Source organism: Nonomuraea sp. NPDC003560, assembly GCF_042878785.1.
Lineage (GTDB): Bacteria > Actinomycetota > Actinomycetes > Streptosporangiales > Streptosporangiaceae > Nonomuraea.
Genome location: NZ_JBIAOF010000001.1, coordinates 291579 through 309878 on the forward strand (window position 1 = coordinate 291579; position 18300 = coordinate 309878).

Here is an 18300-nt window from a genome sequence, read left to right on the forward strand (position 1 = left end):
AGAGCGGTGGGCGCTGTGCTGGGGCTCGTGGCGCTGCTCGCCGCCGGGGTCGCCGCGGTGTACCTGGCCTCCCTGGCCCTGTCGCCCGGCGGAGTCGTACGGGTGGGGCCGTTCCTGTCCGGGGCGCGGCCGCGGGAGCACGCGGTGTCCCGCTTCCACGTCCGGTGGTACGCCGTGACGCTGGTCTTCCTCGCCTTCGACATGGAGATGGTCTTCATGTACCCGTGGGCCCTCGTGGTGGCCGAGGTGGGGCTGCCGGCGGTCGTGGAGATGTTCGCCTTCCTGGGGCTGCTGCTGGTCGGCGTCCTGTACGCGTGGCGGGAAGGGGCGTTCCGGTGGGCCTGAGGGGGTGGCTGCTGCGGCAGGCGGCGCTGCGGCCCCGGGTGCTCCTCGTCGCCTGCCCGTACGGGACGGGCGCGCGGCTGCTGGCCGAGGCGGAGGCGGACCGCCGTGGCTGGCCGGTGGCGGCGTCGGCGGCGGAGGCGAGCGTGATGGTGGTGTGCGGGCGTCCCGGGGCGGAGCTGGCGGCGGCCGTACGGGAGGTCTGGAGGGCGGTCCCGGTGCCGAGGGCGCTGGTGGAACTGCCGCCGGACGTCCCGGCCGACCGGGTCGTGGCCGCGCTGGACGACGCCGTCCGCACGCTGGGGGACGAACCCGTCCAGTGGCGGCAGGCCGGCGTCCTGGCCACGGGGACGTCCGCGGACGACACCCCCATGGCCGACCGAGGGGCCGACCGGGACGGGCTGAAGCTGGACCGGCTGCACGTGCCGCTGGGACCCGTGCTCGCGGACTGGCCCGCGGGGCTGGTGGTGGAGACCGTCCTGCAAGGGGACGTCATCCAGGAGGCGCGGGTGCGAACCCTGCCGGCCGACGGCACGGGGGACGCGTTCTGGACGCCGCAGCCGGGCGCGAGCCCGGCGGAGGCGCGGCGGCGGACGGCGGCGGCCCGGCTGGACGGCCTCGGCAGGCTGCTCGGCGTGGCCGGATGGCCCGCCGCCGCCGCGGACGCCCGGCGCCTGCGCGACCGCCTGCTCGCGGACGCCGTGGACGAGCGGGGAAGACGCCGATGCGTCCGGTTCACGCGGCGGGTGCGCCGGTCATGGGTCCTGCGGTGGATGTTGCGCGGCGCGGGTGAGCTCGGCCCCGACGCCCCACAGCGGCTGCGTGGGGACACCCTGGATCGTGCGCGCCGGTGGCTCGACGACGTGGAGGCCCTGACCGGAGAGGACGTGGAGGCCCTGACCGAAGAGCACGTGGACGCCCTGACCGGAGAGGACGTGGACGCCCTGACCGAAGAGCGCTCCGGACCCTGGGACGGCGATGACGTCCCGGTGGACCGGGTGCTGGCGTTGTTGCCGGGCCTGCTGGCCGGGGCCGAGCTCGCCGTGGCACGCCTGATCGTGGCCGGTCTCGATCCGGACCTCGACCGGCTGCCGTCGCCAGCCAGGGACGGGTGAACCGGTGGCTGCGGGGACGGCCGCGGGGATGGCCCTGGGGATGGCGGGGCTGACGTGGGGGGCGGCGGCCTTCGACGCGGCGCTCGGCGCGGGCCGGAGCTCGTGGCGGGCGGCGGCGGTGGCGCCGTTCAGGGAGGGGGCGCGGCTGGTGGTGCAGCAGCGGCGGCGGACGGACCGGGCCGACGTCCTGCTCACCCGGGCCGGGGTCGTGGCGTTGCCGGTGGCCGCGCTGCTGGCCGCCGTCGTCCTGCCGGTCGGGGGCGCGCCGGTGCTGGACCTGGGGGCGGGGGTGGTGTGGTTCAACGCCATGGAGGTGTGCGTCTGGGGGGCCCTGTGGCTGGTCGGGTGGGGGGTCAACGCCGTGTGGCCGCTGGTCGGCGGCTACCGGTTCCTGGTCCAGGGCCTGGCGTACGAGCTGCCGCACATGTTCGTGCTGATCACCGCGGGGGTGGGGGCGGGGTCGTTGCGGTTCGCGGACCTCGTGGCGGCGCAGCGCGGGTTGTGGTTCGTGGTGTGGATGCCGGTCGCGTTCGTGGTCTATCTCGTCTCGGCGGTGGCGATGGCGTTCTGGGGGCCGATGGGACAGCCGGTCGGGCGGGACGTGTGCGGCGGCGTGCCGGGCGAGCTGGGCGGCCCCGACCGGCTGGTCTTCCTGGCCGGACGCCACGCGCTGCTGGTCGTGGCGGCGGCCGGGGCGGTGCCGCTGTTCCTCGGGGGCGCGGCGGGGCCCGTGCTGCCCGGCTGGGCGTGGGGGCCGGTCAAGACGGCGGCGGTGCTGGCCGTGCTGGTGCTGGCCGGGCATCGCATGCCGGTCGTGCGGATGGACCGGTTCGTGCAGTTCGCGTGGGTGGTGCTGATCCCGGCGACGCTCGTGCAACTGCTGGTCGTCGCGGTGGCGGTGCTGCCGTGAACGTGGCGTTCTGGGCGCTGGCGGTCGTCGCGGTGGCGGGTGGGGTGGCGGTGTTCGTGGTGGACTCGATGGCGCGGGCGACGTTCGCGCTGCTGGTCTCGCTGCTGGCCGTGGGCGGGACGCTGCTGCTGATCGACCTGGAGTACCTGGGGGTGCTGGTCGTCCTCATGATGGTCATGGAGATGCTGGTCATGGCCGTCTTCATGATCATGTACATGATGAACCCGGCCGGGCTGATGCCGATGAAGATGGTGCACAACCAGCGGGGCGCGGCGGCCGTCGCCGGAACGGTGTTCGTCCTGCTGGCCGCCGGGGCGCTGCTCGTCCGCCCGCCGAGCCGGCGCGGACGGCCGCCGGCGGACCCCACGCACGCGCTCGGCCTGTCCCTGATGGGACCGAAGATGCTGGTCATGATGGTCGCCGGGGTGGCGATCCTGGCGACGATGATCTCGGCCGTGCTGCTGGCCACCCACCGGGGACGGTACGATCGATGACGCTCCAGGCCTTCCTGCTGCTGGCCGCCGCCCTGTTCGCCGTCGGCCTGTACGGCGTGCTGTCCCAGCAGTCGATCGTCATGCTGATGATGGGCCTGGAACTCATGATCAACGGCGTGCTCGCGGCCGCCGGCGCCTTCTGGTATCACGTCGCCCCGGCCGCCGCGGACGGCCAGGTCCTCGTCCTGGTCGCGGTCACCGTGATGGCGCTGGAGATGGCGATGGGCTTCGCCGTCACCACGGCCGTCTTCCGCGCCCGCGACGTGGACACGACCGACGCCGCCGGAGACCTCAAGGGATGAGCCCGTCCCTGTGGCTGCTGCCCGCGCTGCCCGCCGCCGCCGGCGCGCTGCTGATCGCCGTGCGCCGCGCCGCCCCCGCCCTGTCCGTCGCCACGGCCGCGCTCACCCTCGGGCTGGCCGGGCACGCGGCGGCGACCAGGCCCTCGGCGACCGCCCGGCTGATCGTCGGCGAAGGGCTGGCCGTGGACGGGCTCTCGGCGGTCATGGTGGTCACCGTGGCGGCGGTCGGGCTGGCCGTGCTGGTGTTCGCGGCGGCTGAGCAGCGGTCGGGGCGCTTCCACGGGCTGATGCTGATCTTCCTCGGCGCGATGCTGGCCACGGTGACCGCGACGGACCTCGTCCTGCTGCTGATGGGCTGGGAGGTCATGGGCGCGATGTCGTACGCGCTGATCGGCTACCGGTGGCGCGACCGGGAGCGCGTACGGTCCGGAGCCGTCGCCTTCGTCACCACCCGGGCCGGCGACCTGGGCCTGTACGTCGCCTGCGGCGCGGCCCTGGCCGCGGGCGGCGGCCTGGCGCTCGCCGGGCTGCCGGGGCTGCCGCCGCCGTGGCGGGACGTGGTGGCGGGCGGGATCGTGCTGGCCGCGCTGGGCAAGTCGGCGCAGGGGCCGTTCGCGTTCTGGCTGTCGCGGGCGATGGCGGGCCCGAGCCCGGTGTCGGCGTTCCTGCACGCGGCGACCATGGTGGTGGCGGGGGCGTACCTGCTGCTGCGGTTGCACGCCCTGCTCGCGGCCACCGGCTGGGCGGCGGCGGTGGCGGCCTGGACGGGCGCGCTGACCGCGCTGCTGCTCGGCCTGGTCGCGCTGGCGCAGCGGGACCTCAAACAGCTCCTGGCCGCCTCGACCTGCGCGCAGGTCGGGTTCATGGTGCTGGCGGCGGGGGCGTCGGCGGTCTCCGGCGGGACGGCCCACCTGGTCGCGCACGCCGCCGTCAAGAGCCTGCTGTTCCTCGCGGCGGGGGCCTGGCTGGCGGCGCTCGGCACCAAGGACCTGGCCGGGCTGCACGGCGCGGCCCGGCGGTTCCCGCTGGTGGGGGTGGCGTTCGGGGTGGGGGCCGCGGCGCTGGCCGGGTTGCCGCCGCTGTCGTTGTGGGTGACCAAGGACGCCGTCCTGGGCGGGGTCGCGCAGCCTGGACCGCGCGTGGTGGCCTTCGCCGCCGGGTTGGTGGCCGCCCTGTACGCGGGGAAGGCGCTGGCCGCGGTCTGGCGGGCCGCCGACGCGGCGACCGGCACCGGGAGCGAGCGGCGGGCCACGGGCCGGGTGGCCTGGCCCGAGCTGCTGCCGCTGCCGGTGCTCGCCCTGGTGGCGGCCGGGTTCGGGATCGTCGGGCTGCCCGCGCTGCACGGCTGGTGGTCCCGGCTGGTGGGCGACCCGGGCGCGCCCGGCCTCACGGCGGGCGAGCTGGCCCTGTCCGGGGTCCCGGCGCTCGCCCTGGTGACCGCCCTGATCGCGGTACGGCCAGGGCAGGGCGTGATCGGGGTGCGGCCCGAGACGGCCGTGATCGCGGTGCGGCCCTGGACGGTCGCGCCTTCGCGCGTGGGCGGGGTGTTCGGGCGCTGGCTGGGGCTGGAGCGGGCGGCGCGGGCCGTGGTGTGGCGGCCGCTGCTGCGGGCGGCGCGGTGGGCGGCCTGGTTCGACGAGCGGGTCGTGCACGGCGCGGTCGAGGCGGTCGCGCGGGCGGGACTGCGGGCCGCGCGGCTGGCCGGAAGCCCGCTGGAGTCGGGGCTCGACGGGCTCGTACGACGGATCGGCGGCGCGGTACGACGCCTCGGCGGGCTGGCCAGACGCCCCCAGACCGGACAGGTCCACACCTACTTCGCCCAGGCCGCCGTCGCCCTCGTCGTGCTGGCCGTCGTGTTCGCGATCGTGAGGTGAGGCGTGCTCGACGTCGTCGTGTTCCTGCCGCTGGCCGCCGCCGCCCTGTTCGTCCTGCCCGGCGTCACGGCACGCGCGGCCGGCCTGGTCCGGGTGGCCGCGTCCGCCGCCGATCTCGCCCTGGTCATCGTCCTGTGGACCGGGTACGGAGGCGGCCTGGCGTACGAGACCAGGCTGCGCTGGATCCCGACGGCGGGGGCCGGCTACCACGTCGGCGTGGACGGCCTGTCGCTGCCGCTGATCGCCATGACCGCGGTGCTGTTCCTGCTCTGCGCCGTCCACTCGCTGGGCGAGCCCGCCAGGCCCAAGGCGCACGCGGCGCTGTTCCTGTTCCTGCAGACCGTCTCCACCGGGCTGTTCGCGGCGCTCGACCTGCTGCTGTTCTTCGTCTTCTTCGACCTGTCCATCGTCGGCATGTACTTCGTGATCGTCGGCTGGGGGCACGGCGACCGGGCCAGGTCCGCGCTGACGTTCTTCCTCTACACCTTCCTGGGCTCGCTGGCGCTGCTGCTCGGCTTCGTCGGCCTCTACCTGGCCGCCGACCCGCACACCTTCGACCTGGCCGACCTCACCCGCCGCCCGCCGGACGCGGGCCCGGCCGTGCTGCTCGCCATCGGGATCGGCCTGGGGGTCAAGACGCCGGTCGTGCCCGTGCACACCTGGCTGCCGCCCGCGCACACCGACGCCCCGGCCGCCGGATCGGCCATCCTCGCCGGGGTGCTGCTGAAGATGGGCGCGTACGGGCTGGCCCGCATCGCCGTGCCGCTGCTGCCCGGCCCGTGGCGCGCGTACGCCTGGCTGGTCATCGTGATCGGCCTGGTCAGCGTCCTGTACGGCGCCCTGGTGGCGCTCGCCCAGGAGAACCTCAAACGGCTCGTCGCCTACACCTCGGTCAACCACATGGGCTACGTCGTGCTCGCCCTGGGGGCCGCCGGGCTGGCCGGGGGCCCGGCGCGGGCCAAGGAGCTGGCGGTCAGCGGCGCGGTCACCCAGATGGTCAGCCACGGTCTGGTCACCGGCGCGCTGTTCCTGATCATCGGCGTGTTGTGGGACCGCGCGGGCGGCTACGCCCTCGGCCGCTACGGCGGCATCGCGGGACGGGCGCCCGTGCTGGCCTGGCTCACGGCGGTGGCGGCGTTCGCCTCGCTCGGGCTGCCCGGACTGTCCGGGTTCATCGCCGAGTTCCAGATCTTCACCGGGGTGATCGGCTCGGGGGCCGTGGTCGCGGGCGCGCTCTCCGTGACCGGCATCCTGATCACCGCCGCGCTGTTCCTGCGGGCGCTGCAACGCGCGTTCCTCGGCGAGCCGGGCGAGCTGACGCCGCGGGTCACCGACCTGCGTCCGCGCGAGCTGGGCGCGATCGCCCCGCTGCTCGTGCTGTCCCTGCTCATCGGCCTGGCGCCGCGCCCGCTGCTGGACCTGATCGAGCCCGCCGCCCGTGCCGTCGTCGCCCTGGCGGGCCGGTGAGCGCACCCCACGGCGGCGCAGCGGTGACCGCGATGCTGCCCGAGGTCGTGATGGTGCTGGGCGCGGTGACGGCGCTGCTCGCGGGGCTGTTCGTGGCACGCGGGCGGCAGCGCGTCGCCGCCTGGGTGTGCATGGCGGCGCTCGCCGCGGCCGCCGCGGCGAGCGCCGCCGCCCTGCCGCGCCCCGCCGTCCTGGCCTTCGACGCCTACGCCGTCGATCCGCCGACCGGAGCCGCGCGGCTGACCGTCTGCCTGGCCGCCCTGCTGGCCGTGTGGCTGGCGACCGGCCGGGTCAGGGGGGACGGCAGGGAGGCCGAGCTGTACACGCTCATGGTGCTGGCGGCGCTGGGGTCCGTGCTCATGGCGGGGGCGGACGACCTGCTCGTGCTGGTGGCGGCGTACCTGCTGGCGAGCGTCCCGGCGTACGCGCTGGCGGGGTTCGCCAAGGACGCGTCCGGCACCGAGGCGGCGCTCAAGTACTACCTGATGGGCGCCTTCCTCGGCGTGCTCATGCTGGCCGGGGCCACCGTTGTGTACGGCTGGTCCGGCGCCACCGCCTACCCCGCCGCGCGCGCCCCGGCGGTGGGCGCGGTGCTGCTGCTGGCCGGGCCGCTGTTCAAGGCCGGGGGAGCGCCCGCGCACTTCTGGGTGCCCGACGTCACCGAGGGCACGTCGGCGCCGGTGGCCGCGTTCGTGACCACGGTGCCCAAGATCGGCGCGCTGGTGGCGCTGTACCGGCTGGCGACGACGGTGCTGGACGAGCCCGCGCTGCTCGCGGTGCTGGCCGCCGTGACGATGACGCTCGGCAACCTGGCCGCCTTCCAGCAGGAGAACGTACGGCGGTTGCTGGCGTACTCGACGGTCAGCCAGGCCGGTTACCTGCTGGTCCCGGTCGCGGTGGCCGGACGCACCGCCCTGGCCGCGCCCGCCCTGCTGGTCTACCTGGCCGCCTACGCGGTCACGAACCTGGGCGCGTTCGCCGTCGTGGTCGCCACCGGGGCCGAGCGGCTGCCGGACTACGCCGGGCTCGGCCGCCGCTCGCCCTGGACGGCGTTCGCGCTGGTGGTATGCCTGCTCGGCCTGGTCGGGACGCCGCCGACCGCGGTCTTCGCCGGGAAGCTGCTGATGTTCGCGGCCGCCTGGGACGGCGGGTACGCCTGGCTCGCGGTGGTCGCCGCCGCCAACACCGTCGCGAGCCTGTTCTACTACCTGCGCTGGATCCGCCCGGTCTTCGCCGCGGAGGGCCCGGCGCACCCCGCCGCGTCGAGCCCGGTCGCGCAGGTGTGCGCCGCCGCCTCGATCCTGCTCGGCCCGGCCGCCGGGCTCGCCGTGCTGATCGCCCGCTGACCCGGCGCGCGGGTCACAGGTCGCGTTCCTGGGCGTCGAGGATGGCGACCGAGACCTCGACCGCCCTGGCCGCGTCGCCCGCCTCGATCGCGGCCAGCAGGTCGTCGTGCGACGGGTCGGGCGCCAGCGCGGCCTGCTCCTGGTCCCGGACGCTGTCGCGCAGCGCGTCGCGCATGCTGCGGTAGAGGTCGGCCAGCAGCGGGTTGTGCGCGGCGTCGGCCACCAGCAGGTGGAAGTCGGCGTCGGCGTCGGCGAACCCGTCGAGGTCGCCCGCGCGCGCGGCCGACCCGCGGCGGGCCAGCGCCTCGCGCATCGCGGCCACGTCGTCGCCGGTGCGCTTGACCGCCGCCAGCCGGGCGGCCACCAGGTCGAGCCCGCGGCGCACGTCGATGATGTCCATCGCGGCCGCCCGGTCGAGCCGCCGGCGCAGCGCCACCTGCGACTCGTCGGTGGCGGTGACGTACGTGCCGTCGCCCTGCCTGGTCTGCAGCAGCCCGGCGTGGGCCAGCACCCGCACCGCCTCGCGCACCGACAGCCGGCTCATGCCGAGGCTCTCGGCGAGCCGGCTCTCGGACGGGATCTTCGTCCCGACCGGCCACGCCCCACTGGTGATCTCCCCGCGGAGCTCCTCGATGGCGGCATCGACGAGCGAGGTCCGCGCGACGTTTCGCATGCGATCTCTTCCGTCCCGGTGAGCCTCCAGCCTAGAGGAGCGCGGCGGCCAGGCGCTCGATCGTCTCGCGGCCCTCCAGCGGTGTCACCCAGGCGGCCGGCAGCGCGTCCGCGCCGCGCAGCGCGCCCACCAGGTTGCCGCAGACCGAGCCGGTCGAGTCGCTGTCGCCGGAGTGGTTGACCGACAGCAGCAGCGCCCGCTCGGGCGAGGGCTCGGCCAGGGCGCAGTAGACGCCGATGGCCAGCGCCTCCTCGGCCACCCACGCGCCGCCCAGCGTCTCCACCCGCTCGGGGGAGTGCGGGCCGGACGCGGCCAGGTCGAGTGCCGCGCGCAGGGCGCCGGACGTCTCCTCGTGCCCCGGACGACCGGCGAGCAGGCCGAGGGCGTGGCCGACGGCGGCCTCCAGCGGCTCGCCGGCCATCAGGCGGGCGACGATCGCGGCGAACGCGCCCGCGGCCAGGTAGCCGGTCGGATGGCCGTGGGTGATCTGCGCGCAGACCGCCGCCAGCTCGAACGCGGCGCCCGCGTCGTACGGGGCGACGAGCCCGAACGGCGCCGAGCGCATGACGGTGCCGCAGCCCTTGGAGTCCGGGTTCACCGGGCCGGGCACGCCGGACGGCGACGGGCCGGGGAAGGGTTGCCGCAGCCCGGACAGGCAGGCGTTGCCCGGGGCCCGCCGGGAGTACAGCCAGCCCTCCTCGCGCAGCGCGCCGGTCCGGTGCGGCCGGTCGGCGGGCGGCGGAGCCTGGTGCTCCTGGGTGTCGAGCCAGCGCAGGTACGCCTGCCGCACCTCGCCGGGCGTGCGGTCGCGGGTCAGCGCCTCGACGGTGAACAGGGTCATCTGGGTGTCGTCGGTGACGAGCGCGTGCCTGCCCCGCCAGGTCGTGACATAGCCGGTGACGCCGTCCTGGCCGTGCTGCCGGCGGATCTCCCGCAACGACTCGAACTCGATGGGCGCCCCGAGGGCGTCGCCGATCGCGCCGCCGAGCAGGCAGCCCCGGATCCGGTCCTGTGCCTCCATAGGTGGGATCTTGTCAGCTTTCTGGCCGGGTGAGACATTGCGGGGGAAATTACGACACTTGTCACGGAGGTCACGCGTGCCACAATTACGCCCGGCCCTCTTCGCGGTCGCCCTCACCTTGGCGATCGCGACCCCGGCGCAAGCCGCTGCCGGACCCACGATCACCGTCAAGGACGGCCGGACGCAGCCGGTCTTCTCCTACGCCGACGCCGTCCGCGAGCACGTGTACGTCGAGTCCACCGTGGACAGCGACCTCGACGGCGCGCTCGACCGGGTCAGGGTGGACATCATCCGTCCCAAGGAGTCCGGTCCGGGCCTGAAGGTGCCCGTGATCATCGACGAGAGTCCGTACTACGACAACTCCGGGCGCGGGAACGAGGGGGAGCGCAAGCAGTACGACGCCTCCGGCAATGTCACGAAATTCCCCCTGTTCTACGACAACTACTTCGTCCCGCGCGGCTACGCCGTGCTCAACGTGGACATGCTCGGCACCACCAGGTCCGACGGCTGCCCCGACATGGGCGGCAAGGCCGACGTGCTGGGCGGCAAGGCGGTCATCGACTGGCTGAACGGCCGCGCCAAGGCGGTCAGGGCCGACGGCACCCCCGCCGTGGCCGACTGGACCACCGGCGACGCCGCCATGATCGGCAAGTCCTACGACGGCACGCTGGCCAACGCCGTGGCCGCCACCGGCGTCGAGGGCCTGAAGACGATCGTCCCCATCTCGGCCATCAGCTCCTGGTACAAGTACCAGCGCTCGAACGGCGTGGTCTACAACTACGACTACGCCTCCTGGCTGACCAACTACGTCGACACCGACCCCGAGGCCAAGTGCCAGGCCGTCCGCGACCGCATGGACGCCGAGGACGGCGACGACACCGGGAACTACAACGCCTTCTGGAACGAACGCGACTACCTCAAGGGCCTGCTCGGCGACGCCTCGAAGGTCAAGGCCAGCGTCTTCGTCGTGCACACGGTCAACGACCTCAACGTCCGGCCGGACAACTTCTCCGCCTGGTGGCAGGCCCTGGCCCAGCGGAACGTGCCGCGCAAGATCTGGGTCGGCCAGTACCAGCACGTGGACCCGTTCGACTTCGAGGGCCGCAGGGACCTGTGGGTGGACACCCTGCACCGCTGGTTCGACCACTGGCTGCACGGCGTCCGCAACGGGATCACCAACGAGCCCCGCGCCGACGTGCAGCTCGGCCCGGCGCAGTGGACCACCCAGCGCGACTGGCCGGCCCCGTACGCGCTCAAGGCCGTGCTGCGGCCCGCCGCCGACGGCTCGCTCGGCCTGCTCAAGGCCCGCGGCGACAGCACCGCCACCTTCACCGACCTCGCGCTGAGCGAGACCGAGATGGTGGCCGACGTCGGCACGGCCAAGCCGGGCCGCGCCGCCTTCACCACCGGCGCGCTCCCGCTGGACCTGCGCCTGTCCGGCACGCCCACCGCCGACCTGCGGGTCAAGCTCGACAAGCCCACCGCCAACCTGACCGCCCTGCTCGTCGACTTCGGCGAGGACACCCGCGTCGACTGGCGGCGCGGCCAGGGCGTCACCACGCTCACCGAGGAGGACTGCCACGGCGAGAGCACCGCGGCCGACGACGCCTGCTACAAGAAGGTCACCACGAACGTGGCCACCCGGCCGCTGGAGATCGTCGCCCGCGGCTGGATCGACGTCCAGAACCGCGACTCGCTCAGCCAGGCCCAGCCGCTGCCCGTCGGCACGTACGGGACGGTCAGGTGGCAGACGCTGCCGCAGGACTACACCTTCAGGAAGGGCCACCGGATCGGCCTGGTGCTCGCCGGGACCGACACCACCTACACCAGTGAGGAGGGCACCGGCGCGACCGTCACCGTCGACCTGACCCGCAGCAGCGTGGCCGTGCCGCTCGTGCTCGGGACGCCGCTGGCCGACGTGCCCAAGGACAGCGCGACGTTCAGGGGGCCGCGACAGCTCGACCTGCCCGAGCCCGAGCCCGGGTTCCGGTTCTTCTAGCCGCGCGTGGGGCCCCGGCCGGTCCGGGGCCTCATCGGCAGTTGCTCCAGCGGACGCCGCCGGCGTCGAGCCGCCGCACGCCCTTGTCCCTGGCGACGGTCCAGCCCACCTTCAGGGTGAGCGTGCCGCCGGCGGTCGCCGTGCCGCCGGTGCGCAGGCCGTCGCCGGTGGCGCGGCCCGTCCAGACGATGGTGATCCGGCCGCGCCGCACGTCGGGCCCGCCCGGGCAGCCGGGCCGCGAACGCGGGTCCAGGACGCGGAACGTCGTGCCGTCGACGACGATGCCGCGCGTGCCGGTGGCCGAGACGACCCGGCACGTCCCGGTGCACGCCAGCGAGAACGCCCCGGCCCGCCCGGACCCCAGCCACGCCGACCGGGGCGACACCCGGGCCGTGGGCGCCGCCGGTCTCGGCAGGTCGGCCTGCCGGTCCAGGGACGACAGGGCGGACCCGGCGGCCGGGCCGATCGCGGCCGTCCAGCGTGTGGGCGTCTCGGCCGGGACGGCCGCCTGCACCGCCGCCCTGGTGACCACCGCGGGATGCGCGCGCGCGTTGAGCACGGCCCACACCAGGCCCACCACCAGCAGCCCGACGCCCAGCAGCAGGCCCAGCCTGGCCACCGTGCGGATCGGGGCCTCGGTCTCCTCCTCGGGCTCCGCCGGCTGCTCCCGCCAGAACTCCTGCCAGGGGGCCTCGCCGTCGAAGCGGTCGAGACCGCCGGGCTCGCCGTTCCAGCCGATGCCGCCGTACCGGATGATCATCGCGCCGGGCGGGGCGGCGGCGCCGTCACCACCACCGGCCTCACCGCCGCCGACCGGCGCGCTCAACGGACCGGTCACGGGGCTGTTCACCGGGCTGCCGCCCGGCCCGTTGATCACGGTGCCGCTGAGGCCGCCTTCGGCCCGGTTGTCGTAGACGAGCTTGTCGCCCGGGGAGCCGCCGCGGAAGGGCCGGGCGCGGCTCGTCGGCGTGAACGGGTGCCGCCCGCGCGCCGCCCGCCCCGGGGGCTCCTGGTCGGCGGCGGCCGCGCCCGCCGCCGACCAGGGGTTTCCCGGTGTCGCCGTCGTGGGGTCGGCGACCGGGGGCATCGGCGTCGCCCCCACGCCCGGCGGGGCCGCGAGCGGCTCCACCAGGGTGCGTGCCAGCACGGGGAAGCCGTCCGCCCGCCAGAGGGGTCCCTCTCCGGGCAGCGGCTGCGCCGAGGCGAGCCGGTTGGTCAGTGTGCCGGGCAGCTCCGCGATCGGCAGCCGGCGCAGCAGCGTGGCGGCCGACATGGTGCGGGGCGCGGCCCGGCAGGCGGTGCAGCCCTGGATGTGCCGGCTGATCCGGGCGCGGGCCCGGCGGCCCGGCGAGGTGACCCAGGCCGCCACCCGCGTGGTCAGATCAGGACATCCCGTACGGCCGCGCGCGGCGATGATCGCGGCGAACCAGCCCTCCAGCGCGTCGGCCGCCCGCGCCACCACGGCGCTGACCTCGTCCTGGCTCAGGCTGAAGACGGTGGCCAGCTCGGCGTCGGACAGGCCGTGGCGCAGGGACAGGTCGAGCAGCTCGCGCAGCGGGCGGTCGAGGGAGAGCAGCGCCTCGGGCAGCAGCTCCGACATCCGCCCCGGACGCGACCAGGAGCCGATGCTGGCCGGCTTGGCCACGAACGCGCGGTGGGCGCGGGCCAGGGCGTAGAGCCAGGGCCGGTGCAGGGCGGGGTCGCGCAGCCGGTCCGCGTAGAGGTGGGCGGACACCAGCGCGCCGGCGGCCGCCTGCTCGGCGTCGCCCGCGGCCAGCTCGGTGCGGCAGTAGTCGTAGAGGCGGGAGCCGTGCGTGTCGCACAGCTCGCGGATGGCCTGGCGCGCTTCGTCCGAGAGCGTTCGCCACATGCAGTGTCGCACCTCCTCAGCGGTGTCAGACGGGCCGGGCCCCACCGGCGGAGCCGGGAACGGTGTCGAGCAGCGAGGCCTGCGCGAGATAGGCCCGCGTGGCCTCCGGGTCGCCGGCGATGGCCCGCAGCCCGGCCATCGCCGCGGCCAGCCGGGCGCTGTCGCGCTCGCGCACGCCGGCCGGCCGCGTCTCGCCGCGCGGCATCACCCGCTGCAGCAGCACGGCCCGCCGCCGCCACGCCCACGCCTCCAGCGCGGTGGGCGGCGCGAAACCGCCGAGCACGGCCGCGATCACCTGGCCGACCTCGACGGCGTCGTGGATGCCGGCGTTCATGTTGAGGCCGCCGACCGTGGAGGTCAGGTGCGCGGCGTCGCCGACGAACAGCACCCGCCCGCAGCGGTAGGAGGTCAGCACGCCCCTGGACAGCCCGAACCGGTCGGCCCCGGTCACGTGGATGGGCCCGCTCGCCCCCGGCAGGGCGCGGCGGACCAGCATCGAGACGTTGGGCGAGGACAGCGGCTCGGTGGCGTCGCAGGGGATCCTGAAGATGATCCGCCAGTGGTCGGGCAGCGCGAGCAGCGTGCACGACTGCTGTACGTCGCGGACGTAGGTGAGCGGCGCCAGGCTCGGCAGCAGCCGGTCGAGCGGCGAGTCGGTGAACACCCGCAGCGCCTGCGTCGGGTAGGCCGACCTGGGGAAGGGCAGCCCCAGCGAGCCGCGCACCGTGCTGTGGCCGCCGTCGGCGGCGATCATGTACCGGGCCCGCGTCCAGGTCTGGCCGACGCGGACGCGGATGCCGGTGCCGCCCTCGGAGACCCCGTCGACGCGGGTGCCGAAGCGCACGTCCACGTCGGGGTAGGCGTTGAGGGCCGCGAGCAGCAGCGGGGTGAGCGCGGCCTGGTCGGCGTGGATCCTGAACGGGTGCTTGGTCAGGCCGTTGAGCCGGTTCATGCCCATCTCGGCCAGCACGATCCCCGACCGGTCGCGCCACTGCACCCGCTCGACCACGCGGCCCTTGGCGACGAGTTGCGAGGCCACGCCCAGCTCGTCGAGCAGGTCGAGCGTGGCCGGATGGAAGGTGCAGGCCCGCGCCTGCCCGGCGAGCTCGTTCTCCCGCTCCAGCACGGTGACCGGGATCCCGGCCCTGGCCAGCGAGAGCGCCGCGGTCAGCCCCGCCGGGCCGGCCCCGACGACGATCACGCCGTTCATGCGGGGCGCCTCCCCTGCTCCGCCATGTGGCGGCGGTAGGGCACCCGGCTGAGCGTGACGTGCTCGCCGATGGCCCGCGACAGGGCCCACCAGGCGGTGCAGAGGTTGGACGTGAGCAGCGTGCGGTCGTTGCCGGCGCTGAGCGGCCCGAGCACGGGCAGCGTGGCCATGCCGGTGCCGGTGAACAGCAGCACCGCGTCGCCGGGCACCTCGGCCCGCTCGACCTGGGTGATCAGCTCGGCGGGGGTGACCGCGTAGGAGGAGTAGCCGCCCTTGGCCGCCCGCACCTGCACGACCTGGGTGACGTTGAGCCCCGCCGTCTTCCAGAAGCGCTCGGCCAGCTCGGTCAGCCACGGCTGGTACGGCGAGACCAGCACGATGTCGCTCACGCCGACGTGTTCCACCGCCTCCCTGGTGGCCTGCGTGGAGGAGGCGAACGGCACGCCGGTCGAGGCCGACAGCCGCGCGCACTGGTCGGCGTCGTCGTCGGGGCCCAGCAGGTAGCGGGACTCGCTGCAGGCCATGACCAGGGCGTCCAGCGGCAGGCCGTCGAACGCGCAGACCATGCCGGGCAGGGCCTCGTTGTAGCTCTCCAGCCGTTCGGCGAGCGACACTCCCCGGTGCACGGGGAATCGGGTGACGTGCATGTCGGCGCGCGAGCCGAGCAGGCGGGTCAGCTCGGGCTCCGCCGAGGGATTGGCGGGGGCGACGATCACGCCCACCCTGCCGCGGCTCATCTCGCACCTTCCGGGTCGGGGACCGTCCGCATGACGGTCAGGCCAGCGCCTGGTCGATCTCGCCGATCGCCTGCACGGACACCTGCCGGATCCGGCGCAGCCGGTGGACGGTGCGCGCCGGGGCCTCGGCCCGCGGCGGCTCGTCCCGGCCCTCGTCCCTCGGCTCGGCGGGCTGGGGCCGTGCTCCCCGGGCGTGCACCTCGTGCGGCTGCCGCCTGGACATCTCGTCGGTGAGCATGATCACTCCTGTCGGTCGCGGATCCGGGTGACGCGGGCCGGGCGCGGCCCGCTGACGTCATGGCCACCGGCACGGGGGCCCACGCGGGCGCCGGCCCCCTGAGGGGGCGGTCGATCAGAGCCGTGGCGCCCGTCACGCCGATCGTCCCGCCCGGCGTCGCCGCCGTGCCGGTGGCGCCGGCCGGGGAGCCGGGCGGGCCCGCCTCCCCGGTCGGGGAGGCCGCCGCCCGATCACGGGCGGACGGCCGCGAGGAAAGCCGGCCCCAGGCACTACCCCTTGGTTTGGCCGGCACGCCAGCCGCTACCGCGCCGGCCGACAGCACCGTGCCGACTTTGTCGGGCACGTGACGCACGGTGCCGGAGGGATGGGGTAGCGCCGGAGCCGGCCGCATGAGGGCCGCCGGCACGGCCGCGCGCGGCGCGGGCGGTGCGGGCGGGCCGGTGGGCGGCGAGGCCCGGCGGGGGACGGGGAGCGGCGTCATCGCGCCGTCTCCGGGTCGAGCGCGGCAGCGGCCCTGTTGGGCACGCTGACGCAGACCATGCGCTCGGTCAGCCCTGCGCGCGGGCCCGAGGCGCGCGAGCGGGCGGGCGGCGCGGTGCCGGCCACCGTGCGCGCGACCCTGGCGGCCAGCGCGAGGTGCTCGGCGCAGCGCCGGCTCACCGTCGACTCCAGCCCGGCCACCTGGGCCAGCCTGAGCCTGATGGGTTCCAGCGACGACCGGCGTTCGAGCCCGTCGAGGTCGGCCAGCCGGACGGGCCAGCGCAGCGCGTCGCGGCAGCGCTCGACCACCGCGGCGGGCAGCTCGGCGGCGGGCAGCCCTTCGTGCCGCAGCCGGGTGGCGATCATGACGGCCGCGAACGACGTGCGGTCGAAGTGGGCCAGCCGCCCGGACAGGGCCGCGCCCAGCATCCTGGCGCGGTGGCCCAGGCAGACCGCGCTCCAGCCGAGCAGCAGCAGCCGGTCGGGACCCGGCTCGGTGTGCCAGCCGGCCAGCCGCAGCTCGCGGGCCATGCGGTGGTGCAGGCGCCAGCGGTGACGGGGGCTGTCCAGCCAGATCTCGACCCCGCCCAGCGGCAGCTCGGCGACCTGGACGTCGCGGCTCGTCAGCGGGCCGGCGACCCGCGCGCAGATGCGCCGGACGACCTGCTGCTGCCCCCGGGAGACCGGATCCTCCAGGAAGCGTGAGCCGTCGAGGGAGTCCATGGTCACGTCCGGCCACCTCCTTGCCGGAGACTCTCGCGAATCGTCCGGGCTGTTAAGCCACAGTTACCACGCGCTCCGATACTGTGCTGGAAAGAGGGGCTATGTCAACTCACACTTTGCGAATAAGTTGATACCTACCCGCCGGGCAGAGCTGGCCCGCGTGGCAGGGGACAGTGGGGGTCTCGTACCTTAGGCTGGGAAAAGTTCACGGGCGGTAGGAGGTGCGCCGTGGCGAACTTCGCCGAACGGCTCGATCTCGCGCTGACCAAGCGCGGCTTCACGGGCGCCCAGGTCGCCTCCGCCCTCACCGAGGCGGGCATACCCATCACGCGCGCCTACGTCAGCCAGCTGCGCACCGGCAAGCAGACCAACCCCACCCTCCAGGTGCTGCGGGCGCTGGCCGCCTGCCTCCAGGTGAGCGTGGGCTGGCTGGTGGGCGACGAGCACTACGAGTCCGGCGCGGTCGAGGACCTGCAGCTGCGGGCGGCCGCGATCGGCCTGTCGGCCTCCGGGTTGTCGGAGGGGTCGCTGGCCGTCCTGCGCGGCGTGGTCGAGCTGGCGCGCCGGGCCGAGGGGCTGCCGGGCGAGCCGGAGCCGGCGGCCGAGATCCCCGAGGCCGCCACGCCGCTCAACGACTCACAGCGCCGCGCCCTCGGCAAGCGGCTGCACGGCCTGCGCATGGGCGTGCGGCTCTCGGTCGAGCAGGTCGAGGGCTCGCTCGGCAAGGGCGCCGCCGCGATCCCCGCGATCGAGGAGGGCCGTCTCGCGCCCACGCCGATCACGGTCGAGCGCCTGCTCGGCCTCTACGGCGTCACCGCCCCGCCCGTCCGCGAGTACGTGCTCTCGCTGGCCAGGGGCGAGCGCGAGGCCGCCTGGTACGACGCCCAGTCGGTGCCCGTCTGGCTGGCCACGGCCTACGCGCTGGAGCAGCGGGCCACGGTGATCCGCACGTACCATCCCCAGTTCGTCCCGCCGATGTTGCAGACCGAGGACTACGCGCGGGCCGCGATCACCGTGGCCGGGCCGGCCACGCTCGGGCAGTCGTCGGTGGAGGAGGCCCTGGCGCTGGTCATGGCCCGCCAGGAGGCGCTGGCCGGGGCCGGTGACACGGTGTTGTGGGCGGTGATCGACGAGGCCGTGCTGCTGCGCTCGATCGTCGGCCCGCACGCCCAGCTCCGCCAGCTCGACCTGCTGCTCGACCACGCCAAGCGGCCCAACGTCTCGCTGCACGTCGTGCCGATCGACGACCCGGCGTACGTGCCCCGCACCGGCCCGTTCACGCTGTGGCGCTTCGCCGAGGCGTTCGAGCCCGACGTCGCCTGCGCCCACGGCGTCGAGGCCGACGAGCTGATCACCGACGCCGCCGCGGTCGAGACCTACCACCAGGCGTTCACGAAGTTGTCGGTGACGACCACCACCCGCGAGGAGACGTACGAGGTGCTGGAGTCCCACCGCGAACGCCTGTCGCGCTCGACAGCGAAATGATCTCCGGCCGGCGC

At 75.2% G+C, this 18300-nt stretch carries 17 protein-coding genes; 10 read left to right on the forward strand and 7 right to left on the reverse strand.

What is annotated here, in order from left to right; translation table 11 throughout:
- Window positions 1–6: 6 nt before the first annotated feature.
- The 8 genes from ACFYUV_RS01460 to ACFYUV_RS01495 are packed head-to-tail and all read left to right on the forward strand — an operon-like array spanning window position 7 to window position 7850.
- Window positions 7–345, forward strand: coding sequence for an NADH-quinone oxidoreductase subunit A (locus ACFYUV_RS01460; RefSeq protein WP_352358972.1), 339 nt, complete (start codon window positions 7–9; stop codon window positions 343–345).
- On the forward strand, window positions 336–1457 hold the full coding sequence (locus ACFYUV_RS01465; RefSeq protein WP_387663781.1) for a hypothetical protein: 1122 nt from the start codon (window positions 336–338) through the stop codon (window positions 1455–1457). The genes ACFYUV_RS01460 and ACFYUV_RS01465 overlap by 10 nt, the downstream gene beginning before the upstream one ends.
- A 4-nt stretch (window positions 1458–1461) precedes the next feature.
- On the forward strand, window positions 1462–2367 hold the full coding sequence (locus tag ACFYUV_RS01470) for an NADH-quinone oxidoreductase subunit H (RefSeq protein WP_387663783.1): 906 nt from the start codon (window positions 1462–1464) through the stop codon (window positions 2365–2367).
- Window positions 2364–2861, forward strand: coding sequence for an NADH-quinone oxidoreductase subunit J (locus ACFYUV_RS01475; protein ID WP_387663785.1), 498 nt, complete (start codon window positions 2364–2366; stop codon window positions 2859–2861). The genes ACFYUV_RS01470 and ACFYUV_RS01475 overlap by 4 nt, the downstream gene beginning before the upstream one ends.
- The gene (gene nuoK / locus ACFYUV_RS01480; protein ID WP_352358980.1) at window positions 2858–3163 is read left to right on the forward strand and encodes an NADH-quinone oxidoreductase subunit NuoK; all 306 of its coding nucleotides are present in this window, start codon (window positions 2858–2860) and stop codon (window positions 3161–3163) included. Before ACFYUV_RS01475 ends, nuoK begins: the two co-directional genes overlap by 4 nt.
- The gene (locus ACFYUV_RS01485) at window positions 3160–5037 is read left to right on the forward strand and encodes a proton-conducting transporter membrane subunit (RefSeq protein ID WP_387663787.1); all 1878 of its coding nucleotides are present in this window, start codon (window positions 3160–3162) and stop codon (window positions 5035–5037) included. Before nuoK ends, ACFYUV_RS01485 begins: the two co-directional genes overlap by 4 nt.
- 3 nt (window positions 5038–5040) lie before the next feature.
- Window positions 5041–6504 carry a NuoM family protein gene (locus tag ACFYUV_RS01490; RefSeq protein ID WP_387663789.1) on the forward strand — a complete coding sequence of 488 codons (1464 nt, stop codon included), beginning with the start codon at window positions 5041–5043 and terminating at the stop codon, window positions 6502–6504.
- Window positions 6501–7850, forward strand: a complete 1350-nt coding sequence (locus ACFYUV_RS01495; RefSeq protein ID WP_387663791.1) for an NADH-quinone oxidoreductase subunit N — start codon at window positions 6501–6503, stop codon at window positions 7848–7850. The genes ACFYUV_RS01490 and ACFYUV_RS01495 overlap by 4 nt, the downstream gene beginning before the upstream one ends.
- A gap of 13 nt (window positions 7851–7863) precedes the next feature.
- Here ACFYUV_RS01495 and ACFYUV_RS01500 read toward each other — a convergent pair whose 3' ends face one another.
- The gene (locus tag ACFYUV_RS01500) at window positions 7864–8523 is read right to left on the reverse strand and encodes a FadR/GntR family transcriptional regulator (RefSeq protein ID WP_387663793.1); all 660 of its coding nucleotides are present in this window, start codon (window positions 8521–8523) and stop codon (window positions 7864–7866) included.
- A 31-nt stretch (window positions 8524–8554) separates the two neighbouring features.
- Entirely contained in the window at window positions 8555–9544 is a 990-nt protein-coding gene (locus ACFYUV_RS01505; RefSeq protein ID WP_387663795.1) for an ADP-ribosylglycohydrolase family protein, read from the reverse strand.
- A 76-nt stretch (window positions 9545–9620) separates the two neighbouring features.
- On the opposite strand from ACFYUV_RS01505, the gene ACFYUV_RS01510 reads away from it, so the two are divergent.
- A complete protein-coding gene (locus tag ACFYUV_RS01510) occupies window positions 9621–11543 on the forward strand; it encodes a Xaa-Pro dipeptidyl-peptidase (RefSeq protein ID WP_387663797.1) in 1923 nt (640 codons plus the stop codon).
- Between the two features lie 31 nt (window positions 11544–11574).
- Here ACFYUV_RS01510 and ACFYUV_RS01515 read toward each other — a convergent pair whose 3' ends face one another.
- The 5 genes from ACFYUV_RS01515 to ACFYUV_RS01535 form a co-directional block, all read right to left on the reverse strand.
- Window positions 11575–13413: a hypothetical protein gene (locus ACFYUV_RS01515; RefSeq protein WP_387663799.1), complete on the reverse strand. Its 1839-nt coding sequence runs from the start codon at window positions 13411–13413 to the stop codon at window positions 11575–11577.
- A 25-nt stretch (window positions 13414–13438) separates the two neighbouring features.
- A complete protein-coding gene (locus ACFYUV_RS01520; RefSeq protein ID WP_387663801.1) occupies window positions 13439–14623 on the reverse strand; it encodes an FAD-dependent oxidoreductase in 1185 nt (394 codons plus the stop codon).
- Window positions 14620–15360, reverse strand: coding sequence for a hypothetical protein (locus ACFYUV_RS01525; protein ID WP_352358998.1), 741 nt, complete (start codon window positions 15358–15360; stop codon window positions 14620–14622). The genes ACFYUV_RS01520 and ACFYUV_RS01525 overlap by 4 nt, the downstream gene beginning before the upstream one ends.
- A 37-nt stretch (window positions 15361–15397) precedes the next feature.
- On the reverse strand, window positions 15398–15598 hold the full coding sequence (locus ACFYUV_RS01530; protein WP_387663803.1) for a hypothetical protein: 201 nt from the start codon (window positions 15596–15598) through the stop codon (window positions 15398–15400).
- Window positions 15599–16075: 477 nt separating this feature from the next.
- On the reverse strand, window positions 16076–16807 hold the full coding sequence (locus tag ACFYUV_RS01535) for a hypothetical protein (protein WP_387663805.1): 732 nt from the start codon (window positions 16805–16807) through the stop codon (window positions 16076–16078).
- 222 nt (window positions 16808–17029) lie between these two features.
- Between ACFYUV_RS01535 and ACFYUV_RS01540 the strand changes: the two genes are divergently transcribed.
- On the forward strand, window positions 17030–18286 hold the full coding sequence (locus ACFYUV_RS01540) for a Scr1 family TA system antitoxin-like transcriptional regulator (RefSeq protein WP_387663807.1): 1257 nt from the start codon (window positions 17030–17032) through the stop codon (window positions 18284–18286).
- The last annotated feature ends 14 nt before the right edge of the window (window positions 18287–18300 follow it).